7 protein-coding genes and 1 pseudogene are annotated in these 8,103 nt (G+C 71.9%); 1 reads left to right on the top strand and 7 read right to left on the bottom strand.

Features of this window, described 5'->3' with window-relative positions; translation table 11 throughout:
- The 7 genes and pseudogenes from V7E09_RS13115 to V7E09_RS13085 all read right to left on the bottom strand — a co-directional run.
- Nucleotides 1-222, bottom strand: a pseudogene (locus V7E09_RS13115) (alkaline ceramidase); the annotation flags it as partial.
- A complete protein-coding gene (locus tag V7E09_RS13110) occupies nt 219-1,343 on the bottom strand; it encodes an N-acetylglucosamine-6-phosphate deacetylase (RefSeq protein WP_324510720.1) in 1,125 nt (374 codons plus the stop codon). The pseudogene V7E09_RS13115 and the gene V7E09_RS13110, both read right to left, overlap by 4 nt.
- Nucleotides 1,334-2,089: a sugar isomerase domain-containing protein gene (locus V7E09_RS13105; protein ID WP_129459238.1), complete on the bottom strand. Its 756-nt coding sequence runs from the start codon at nt 2,087-2,089 to the stop codon at nt 1,334-1,336. Before V7E09_RS13105 ends, V7E09_RS13110 begins: the two co-directional genes overlap by 10 nt.
- Complete coding sequence (locus V7E09_RS13100) at nt 2,086-2,826, bottom strand: 6-phosphogluconolactonase (protein ID WP_129459239.1); 741 nt, start codon at nt 2,824-2,826, stop codon at nt 2,086-2,088. The genes V7E09_RS13105 and V7E09_RS13100 overlap by 4 nt, the downstream gene beginning before the upstream one ends.
- Nucleotides 2,827-2,851: 25 nt before the next feature.
- Nucleotides 2,852-4,075 carry an AGE family epimerase/isomerase gene (locus V7E09_RS13095; protein ID WP_324523510.1) on the bottom strand — a complete coding sequence of 408 codons (1,224 nt, stop codon included), beginning with the start codon at nt 4,073-4,075 and terminating at the stop codon, nt 2,852-2,854.
- Nucleotides 4,072-5,595 (bottom strand): sodium:solute symporter family protein, encoded by a 1,524-nt coding sequence (locus V7E09_RS13090; RefSeq protein ID WP_324512423.1) that lies wholly within the window; start codon nt 5,593-5,595, stop codon nt 4,072-4,074. The genes V7E09_RS13095 and V7E09_RS13090 overlap by 4 nt, the downstream gene beginning before the upstream one ends.
- A gap of 239 nt (nt 5,596-5,834) precedes the next feature.
- On the bottom strand, nt 5,835-7,334 hold the full coding sequence (locus tag V7E09_RS13085; RefSeq protein ID WP_324523509.1) for a carboxyl transferase domain-containing protein: 1,500 nt from the start codon (nt 7,332-7,334) through the stop codon (nt 5,835-5,837).
- Nucleotides 7,335-7,461: 127 nt separating this feature from the next.
- On the opposite strand from V7E09_RS13085, the gene V7E09_RS13080 reads away from it, so the two are divergent.
- Nucleotides 7,462-8,103 (top strand): TetR/AcrR family transcriptional regulator (locus tag V7E09_RS13080; RefSeq protein ID WP_324523508.1); only part of this gene is annotated, 642 nt, incomplete at its 3' end.

Below are 8,103 nucleotides of genomic sequence, written 5' to 3'. Positions count from 1 at the left end.
GACGTCCGCCAGCCCGGATGCCTCCCGGATCGCCGCGCAGGTGTCCTCGTGCAGGACGCAGACGTCCACCGACACGACGCCGACGCCGTCGATCACCAGGGCGCGGACCGTGGTGGGATCGTGCACGCCGGTGCTGGCCGACAGCCGCCCGGCGAAGCCGCCCAGCGGCGTCCCGGCCGGGACCGGCACCTCGGCCACGGCAGCACCGACGCGGACGCTCACGGCCGCGCCCCCTGCCGCAGCACGTCGACGACGCGGCCCTGCTCATCCAGCAGCACCAGATCAGCCCGCGCTCCCGCCTGGACGCGTCCGATGCGGGCGTCCCCGATGATCCGGGCGGGTGTCGCGCACGCCATCTCCACCACCGTCGGCAGCCCGAGCGGGGTGTGGGTGAGCACGAACGCGACGACCTCGGCGAGGTTGACCCCCGACCCGGCCAGCAGCGGGCTGTCCGCCATCGTGAGGCGGCCGTCCGGGTGGAGTTCGACGTCGCCGCCGACCGGCTGGTGGTAGCGGCCCGGGGCGGACCCGGCCAGGGCGACCGAGTCCGAGGCCAGGAACGAGCGGCCCGGGCCCTTCGCTCGCGCCATCGCCGTCAGCGTGTCGGCGGGCAGGTGGTGACCGTCGCCGATCAGCCCGGCGGTGAGCCGGTCGTCGGCCAGTTGCGTCCAGATCGGGTTCGGGTGCCGGGGCAGCGTCGCGAAGATGCCGTTGCCCAGGTGCGTGGACAGGGTCGCGCCCGCGTCGGCGGCCGCCTGGAGTTGCCCCGGGCTGGCGTGGGTGTGGCCGAGCGCGACCCGCACGCCGGACGCCACGATGGCCGCGATCTGCGCGGGTGCCCCCTCGGTGTGCGGGGAGACGGTCACGTAGCCCAGCGGGCCGTGGCCGGCCCAGCGGGCCACCTCGGCGGCGTCCACCGGGCGGATCTGCGCCAGGTCGTGCGCTCCGCGCGGCCCGTCCTCCCCAGAAAGGAAGGGTCCCTCGACGTGCGCGAACGGGATCGCCGCGGCGACGACCGGGTCGGCGCGCCGGGCGTCCGCGACGGCCCGCAGGGACGCCGTGATCGCCTCTTCGGTGCCGGTGATGATCGTCGGTACCCAGCTGGTGACCCCGCGCCCGGCGAGGATGTGCGTGATACTCGCCACCGCGTCCGGGGAGGCTTCGGCGCCGTTGACGTCGAAGCCGCCATAGCCGTTGACCTGCAGGTCGATCAGCCCCGGGATCAGCCACGGCAGGCCGGGATCGCGGGCGGCGAGCCGGTGGACGGCGATGATGCGCTCGCCGTCCACCTCGGCGCGCAGGACCTGCCCGGTGGCCGGATCCCGCCCCTCGATCACAGACACCGGACCCGCCCCTTGAACCGGGCGATGAAGCGCTGATTGGCCTCATCGCCGCCCGGCGCGTTGCCGCTGCGCCACATCGGCACCTCGACGCCGCGGTCCGCCAGCCGCTGCAGGGTCTCCAGCATGATCCAGTTCAGGGTGAACGAGTTGGCGAACGTCGAACTGGCGCCCGACTTCTCCAGCGCACCCTCCACCTGGATCAGGGCGTCCCCGATGGGCACGTGGGTGTTCACGTGCAGGTCGACCACCTCGTGCAGGTTCTTGCCCGAGGGGTGCCGCGCGGGATGATCGGGCGCGGTGGCATCGGCGTGCTCCCGGGACGACACCCCGATGGTCGTCACGCCCAGCTCGCGAGCCCGCAGCGCGGCGTCGATCAGGGCGGCGTTGATCCCGTAGGCATTGACCAGGATCAACACGTCGTCGGCACCCAGGGAGGCGTCGTCGATCACGATGCGGCCGTACCCGGGGGTGCGTTCGATCGCCATGGACCGCAGCGCCCCCGAGGAGAGCAGGGTGCCCTCGTCGAGGATCGCCGAGACGTGCATCAGGCCCCCGGCCCGGAAGAACACCTCCTGGCTGGCCAGGTTGGAGTGCCCGCCGGGGCCGTACACGTGTACGAGCCGGTCGGCCTCGATCTGGTCGGCCAGGGTGTCGGCGACGGCCGCGACGGCGTCCGGCTCGGTGTCGAGGATCTGCTGCATCAGGCCGGTGGTGGCCGCGAAGTACTCCCGTCCGAGATCGCTCATGCGCCAGCCGCCTCACGGTCGACGTGCAGTTCGGCGGCCGGGTGCAGCTTCAGCGCCGTCCCCGGGATGTCCGGGGTGGGATCGGAGGCGATCGTGGCCGCGACGGCGTCCTTCTTGGCCGCCCCCAGCACCGAGCAGATCACCACCGACGCGTTCAGCAGCCGCGGGATCGTGACGGTCAGCGCATGCTCGGGCACCGCATCCAGGCTGGGGAAATGCCCCTCGTCAACCTGCTGCTGCCGGGAGGCGACCGTGAGGTCGACCACCCGGACGGCTCGCGGTTCGGCGAAGTCCGCGGGCGGATCGTTGAACGCCAGGTGCGCGTTGACGCCCAGGCCGCACAAGGTGACGTCGAAGGGCTCCTCGCCCATCAGGGCCGCGTAGTCCGATGCCGCCTGCTCACCCGGTGCGCCGGGGTCGAGCCGGTGGAAGGTGGGCGTCCCGGGGGCCAGGTCGAAGAAGTGCGACACCAGCCAGTTCCCGAACCCCTGCGGGGCGTCGGGGGCCAAGCCCAGGTAGTCGTCCATGTGGAAGAACGTCACGCGGTCGAAGTCGACGTCTGCTCGCGCCAAGGCGGTCAGCGTCGGCGTCTGGCTGGGCGCGGCCGCCAGCATGACGCGGGCGGAGCCGTGGTCGGCGATCGCGGCGTTGATGGCCGCGGCAGCTCTCGCGGCGGTCACCTCGCCGAGATCCTCCAGCGACGGGTGGACGGTGACGTCCAGGGGATGCGTGCTCATGGGTTTTCCTTTCGTGGGTGCAGGCTCAGGCCGTGAGCCGGTTCATGAAGATGAGGGCGCGGGCGATGTGGAACGGATCTTTCACCGGCAGCGCCACGACACGGTTGAGCGGGACGCCTGCCCGGTCGCAGATCTGCAGCCACTCGCCGCCCGGTTCGGGGAAGACGCGCATCGTCCACTCCTGGACGCGAGCCGCCGCGTCCGCGAGCGCCGGGCTGTGGGGTGCGTAGCGGGTGAGCGCGTACAGCGCCTCGGCGTGGACCCACCACAGTTTGGTGTCCCACGTGTCGCGCACCAGCGCCTCATACGGCGAGCCCGCGACGGTTCGGCCGTGCGGGACGCCGCCGTCGCGGTCGACGTAGCGCAGCACCCCGCCCAGGTCGGCGTCCCAGCCGAGGCTGGCCGCCCGCTCGGCGTAGGCGAGGCGGGCCCGCGCGGTCAGGACGCCGAAGCCCGGATCCTGTTCGCTCGCGTGCTCGATCATCCACAACAACTCCAGGAGGTGACCGGGAGTGACGTGCCGGGCCAGGAGCGTGTCGTCGAGCCCGTCGCGCAGCGGGGCGAACTCCCGCCACAACCCGTCGACCAGATGCACCCGCTCCACCTGGCCCCCCGCCCCGTCGCGGACCTCGCGGGCCATCGGCGGGTGCTCGGGGGTGCGGAGCAGTTCGGCGGAGACGTGCAGCAGCGTCATCGGCCCGGCCAGGTCGGTGAACCCCTCGGGAACCGGGTAGGGCTCGCTGACGGCCGTGCGAGCGGCGAGCGCGTCGCGGGCCGTCGTCAGGATGCGGGTCGCCGCAGCCAGCCAGGCCCCGCGGCGGGGATCGCCCGCCGGAAGCTGCCGCAGGCCCGCGGAGAGTCCCAGCACGACGAACAGGTCGGCGAACACGCTGGTGGCGCTTTCCCCGGCGGCGTCGGTCACGGGCTCGCCCGTCTCGGTGACCCGGAAGTGGGTGCGCCCGTCGGGACGCACCGCTTCGGCGATCATCCGGGCGCACGTGTCGAGGCAGCGGCGCCGCCAGGTGGCGGCGTCCACGGGGAGGCGGCCGGCGTCCGCCTCGTCGGCCAGTTCCCCGGCCAGCCACGCCCAGCGTCCCTGTGACCAGGTGAATCGATCGGAGGAGACGAGGACGCCGTCGTTGTCGAAGCCGGTCCGGACGCCGCCGCGCGCGTCGTCGGCCCCGTGGGCCTCCCACCAGGGGAGGACGTCCTCCACCAGGTGAGAGGCCCAACGATGCTGCTGCGTCATGCCGCCGCACCCTCGGCGTCGGCGTCCTCGGGCAGATCGGTGGACAGCGAGTCGATCAGCGCGTCCGTCTCCGGGGTGTTCTCCGGCTTGAGGAAGCCGATCCCGACGAACAGGACGATGGAGACCAGCACCGGTGTCGCGACGGTCCACGCCTGGGAGTTGTCGCCGAGCGTCTTGACCCAGTCGGCGATCGCCCAGCGGTTCAGCGCGAACATGAGCAGGCCGCCCGCGGTGGAGATGAGCGCCGCGGAGGAGCCGGAGCGACGGAATGCGGGCAGCATGCCGAACAGCATCGGCACCGCGACCGGGCCCACCAGGGCGCCGAACCACAAGATGAGCAGTCCCAGGACGCCGCCGAAGCTGTCCGAGGTCAGCGCGATGATCATCGAGAAGGTGATGAACAAGAACGTGATCAGGCGGCTGAAGAACAGTTCGCTCTTCTCCGGCAGGAACGACTTGCCCTTGCGGAATTGCGGGATGATGTCGCGGACCACGACCGACGCGATGGCGTTGGAGTCCGACGAGGTCATGGCCATGGTGTGGGCGAACATGCCGGCCAGCACCAGGCCGATGAGGCCCTGGGGCAGCAACTGAGTCGCCAGCAGCGCGTAGGACTGATCGGGCTGGGCGAGATCCGGCAGGATCAGCGGCGCGGCCCACATCGGGAAGAACAGCACCAGGGGCCAGATCAGGTACAGGGCCCCGGACAGGATCAGGGAGCGCTGTGCGGCGCGGCCGTTCTCGGTGGCGATCATCCGCATGGCCAGGTTCCAGGTGCCGCCGTTGTAGGACAGCGTCGCGATGACGATGTAGGCGGTGAAGAAGCCCAGCGTCAGCGTCCCGTTGAACGGCAGCGCATGGTCGGGTGGGAGTTGCTGCCACATGGTGATCGGGGTGGCGATGCCGTCGAGGCGCATCATGACGGCGATGGCCAGGGCGATCGCCGCGACGAACTGGATGACGAACTGCCCGAAGTCGGTCAGGACGTCGGCCCAGATGCCGCCGATGGTGGAGTAGAACATGGTGACGCCGCCGACCAGCAGGATGCCCCACACCATCGGGACGCCCGCGAACACGTTGAGCAGGATCGCCGAGGCGGTCCACTTGGCGGCCACGTCGAAGATCTTCAGCAGCGCGCCGGACCAGGCGAGCAACTGCTCGGTGGCCACGTTGAAGCGGGTCGCCAGGTACTCCAGCGGCGAGATGATGCCCAGCCGCTGCCGCAGGCGCGGCCAGCGGGGGGCGAAGAAGATGGTGCCGATGACGCAGGCCGCCGTGATCGACAGCGCCCACCACACGTAGACGGCGAAGCCGGTGGTGTAGGCCAGCGCGGCGTAGCCGACGAAGACGGCCGCCGAGTAGCCGGACATGTGGTGGGAGATGCCCACCAGCCACCAGGGCACCTTGCCGCCCGCCACGAAGAAGTCGGACGCGTTCTTGATACGCCGCTTCGACCACCAGCCGATCCAGACCATCACCAGGAAGTATCCGGCGATGACCACCCAATCCAGTGTGCCCATGGTGTCCCCCTCTGCCAGGTTCGACCCGCTTCGCTGCGGGTCACTTTCGGCGGACTCTGACATGCAAACGTTTGCACGCCAACCCCCTCGCGAGAAGCTGTTACATGCTCGTCAAATAAGGTCTTTTCGCGCGGCGCTGCGGCTCTGCGAGGTGGCTGGTGTGGCGTCGGGGCCCCGTCGACGGACGGGCGACTGCTGGGCCCGCCACCGGCATCGGCCCCTTGGAGTGGAACGAATCCTCAGCGAGAGTGGCCGTAGCGGCGAGGTCGCTGGGCGATGCGCTCGCGTGGTGCCACGGCGGACGCCTGCGCCGCCTGGTCGGCCAGCGCCGCCGCGAGGGTGGCGGCGAACCGGTCGTGATCGGGGTCATCGGGGATGATCGCGTCCACGATCCCGGCGTCGCGCAGGTCCCATGCGGTGATGCCCTGGGCGTTCGCCGAGGTGGCCGCGAACGAGGTGTCGCCGTGGTGGGTGATCGCGCTCGCGCCTTCGGGTGGCAGGGGAGCGAGCCAGGCGTGCTCGGTGGCCAGGACGCGGTCGGCGGGCAGCAGCGCCAGCGCCCCACCGCCGGTGCCCTCGCCCAGCAACAGCGACACCAGCGGGGCGGGGGAGGCCAGCAGGTCGGCCAGGCAGCGGGCAATCTCGGCGCCCAGCCCACCCTCCTCGGCCTCGGCGGACAGGATCGCGCCCGGGGTGTCGATGACCGTGATCAGCGGCAGCGACAGCTCACCCGCCAGCCGGAAGCCGCGCCGGGCGGCGCGCAGTTCGTCGGGCCCCAGCGGGGTGTGCTCGCGCTGGGAGTCGCGTTCCTGCCCGACGATGACGCACGACATGCCGCCGAGGCGGGCCAGCGCCACCACCAGGCCGGAATGCCGGGCGTCCACGACGGTGCCCAGCAAGGGGACGAACCCGGTGGCGGCCTTGGCGATCAGCGACTCCAGGCCGAAGCGTCCCGGCTCGCGGGTGCGCAGCACCGAGTCCCAGGCGTCCCCGACGGGGCGCATGGGCGCGGCATCGGGCAGCAGACGCCCGTGGGGCTCCGACGCCGAGCTTGCACCGGCGGGGGTCGCCAGGATGTCGAGGATGCCCGCCAGGTGCGCGGCCAACGCGTCGGGGGCGACGACGTCGTCGATCAGCCCGTGGCGCAGCAGGTTCTCGGCGCGCTGGATGCCGGGCGGGAACGCGACCCCGTGCAACGCTTGGTAGACCCCGGGCCCCAGGAACCCCAGCAGCGCGCCGGGCTCGCCGATGGTCACGTGCCCCAGGGACGCCCAGGAGGCGAACACCCCGCCCGTCGTCGGATGCCGGGCGTAGACGAGGTAGGGGACTCCCCACTCCTTGTGATCGACGATCGCCGCCGTGATCCGGACCATCTGCACGAACGCGAGGGTGCCTTCCTGCATGCGCGTGCCCCCGGACGCCGGGGCGGCCAGCAAGGGCAGCCGCTCGTGCGTGGCCCGCCGGATCGCCGCCTCGACCCGATCAGCGGCGTCCACCCCGATCGAGCCGCCCAGGAAGCCGAACTCGCTGACGATCAGCGCCACCGGGTGCCCGCCGATCCGGCCCTGCCCGGTGATCACCGCCTCGTCCTCGCCCGTCTCGGAGCGGGCCCGCGCGAGTGCCTCGCGATACTCCCGCGCAGCCTCCGCGCGGAACCGGATGGGGGCGTCCCAGCTCACCCAACTGCCGGGATCCAGGACGGCGTCGAGGAAGGCGCGTGCCGTGAGTCGTCCCGCCATGGTGGTCTCCCGACGTCGAGAGCCCCGGCGCCGCTGCCGGTGCTCGTGGGCAGCCTAGCGGCCTGAGGGCCCTCGCCCGTGGTGTGGGAGGCGTCCGTGAGGGCCGTGAGCGTGCGAGAGTGGAGGGATGGCGCGCATCGGCTCAGGGCACAAGGGGCTTACGCCCGAGCGCGTTATCGACGCGGCGACCGAACTCACCCGCGAGGTGGGCTTGGATGGCTGGTCCATTCGTGACCTGTCCGCGCGGCTGGGGGTCGCGCCGTCGTCGATCTACCACCACGTGGGGGACCGTGCCGCGGTCGTGCGGCGGGTCATCGGCGGGCTGACGGTGCAGTTTCCCCTCGTGGATCCCGATCTGGACTGGCGGGTGTGGTTCGAGGAGACCCTGCTGGGCGTCCGGGACACCTTGCGTGGCTATCCCGGCGTGGCGCGCTGGTTCATGATGCGCGGCCCGGCCCTTTCCGAGACCGCCCCCATCGCGGACGCAGGCATGGCGGCCCTGGCCCGAGCAGGGTTCGGGGACCGCGCCGGATTCGCCTATGCGGTGATGTTCAACCAGGTCATCGGGTCCGTCGCGTTCGGCGATGACCGTGACAGCGGCGGTCCCGACGCCGACCCGCACGACCGCGCGGCCCTGCTGGCCGGGCTGGACGCCCAAGCACACTCCAGCCCCGGGGTGGCGACGCTCGTGCGGACGCTGGTCCACCCGTTCGCCACCGACCCTGTCTCCGAGGAGCGTTTCACCCGCGACGCCCTGCGCGTCACGATG

This window comes from Propioniciclava sp. (assembly GCF_036744435.1).
Lineage (GTDB): Bacteria > Actinomycetota > Actinomycetes > Propionibacteriales > Propionibacteriaceae > Propioniciclava.
This window is presented reverse-complemented; position numbering and strand designations above follow the sequence as displayed.

Bases quoted from the DNA above. Each gene is read 5' to 3' on its own strand.
- V7E09_RS13100 (WP_129459239.1), bottom strand. From the start codon at position 2,826: ATGAGCACGCATCCCCTGGACGTCACCGTCCACCCGTCGCTGGAGGAT.
- V7E09_RS13105 (WP_129459238.1), bottom strand. From the start codon at position 2,089: ATGAGCGATCTCGGACGGGAGTACTTCGCGGCCACCACCGGCCTGATG.
- V7E09_RS13090 (WP_324512423.1), bottom strand. From the start codon at position 5,595: ATGGGCACACTGGATTGGGTGGTCATCGCCGGATACTTCCTGGTGATG.
- V7E09_RS13085 (WP_324523509.1), bottom strand. From the start codon at position 7,334: ATGGCGGGACGACTCACGGCACGCGCCTTCCTCGACGCCGTCCTGGAT.
- V7E09_RS13095 (WP_324523510.1), bottom strand. From the start codon at position 4,075: ATGACGCAGCAGCATCGTTGGGCCTCTCACCTGGTGGAGGACGTCCTC.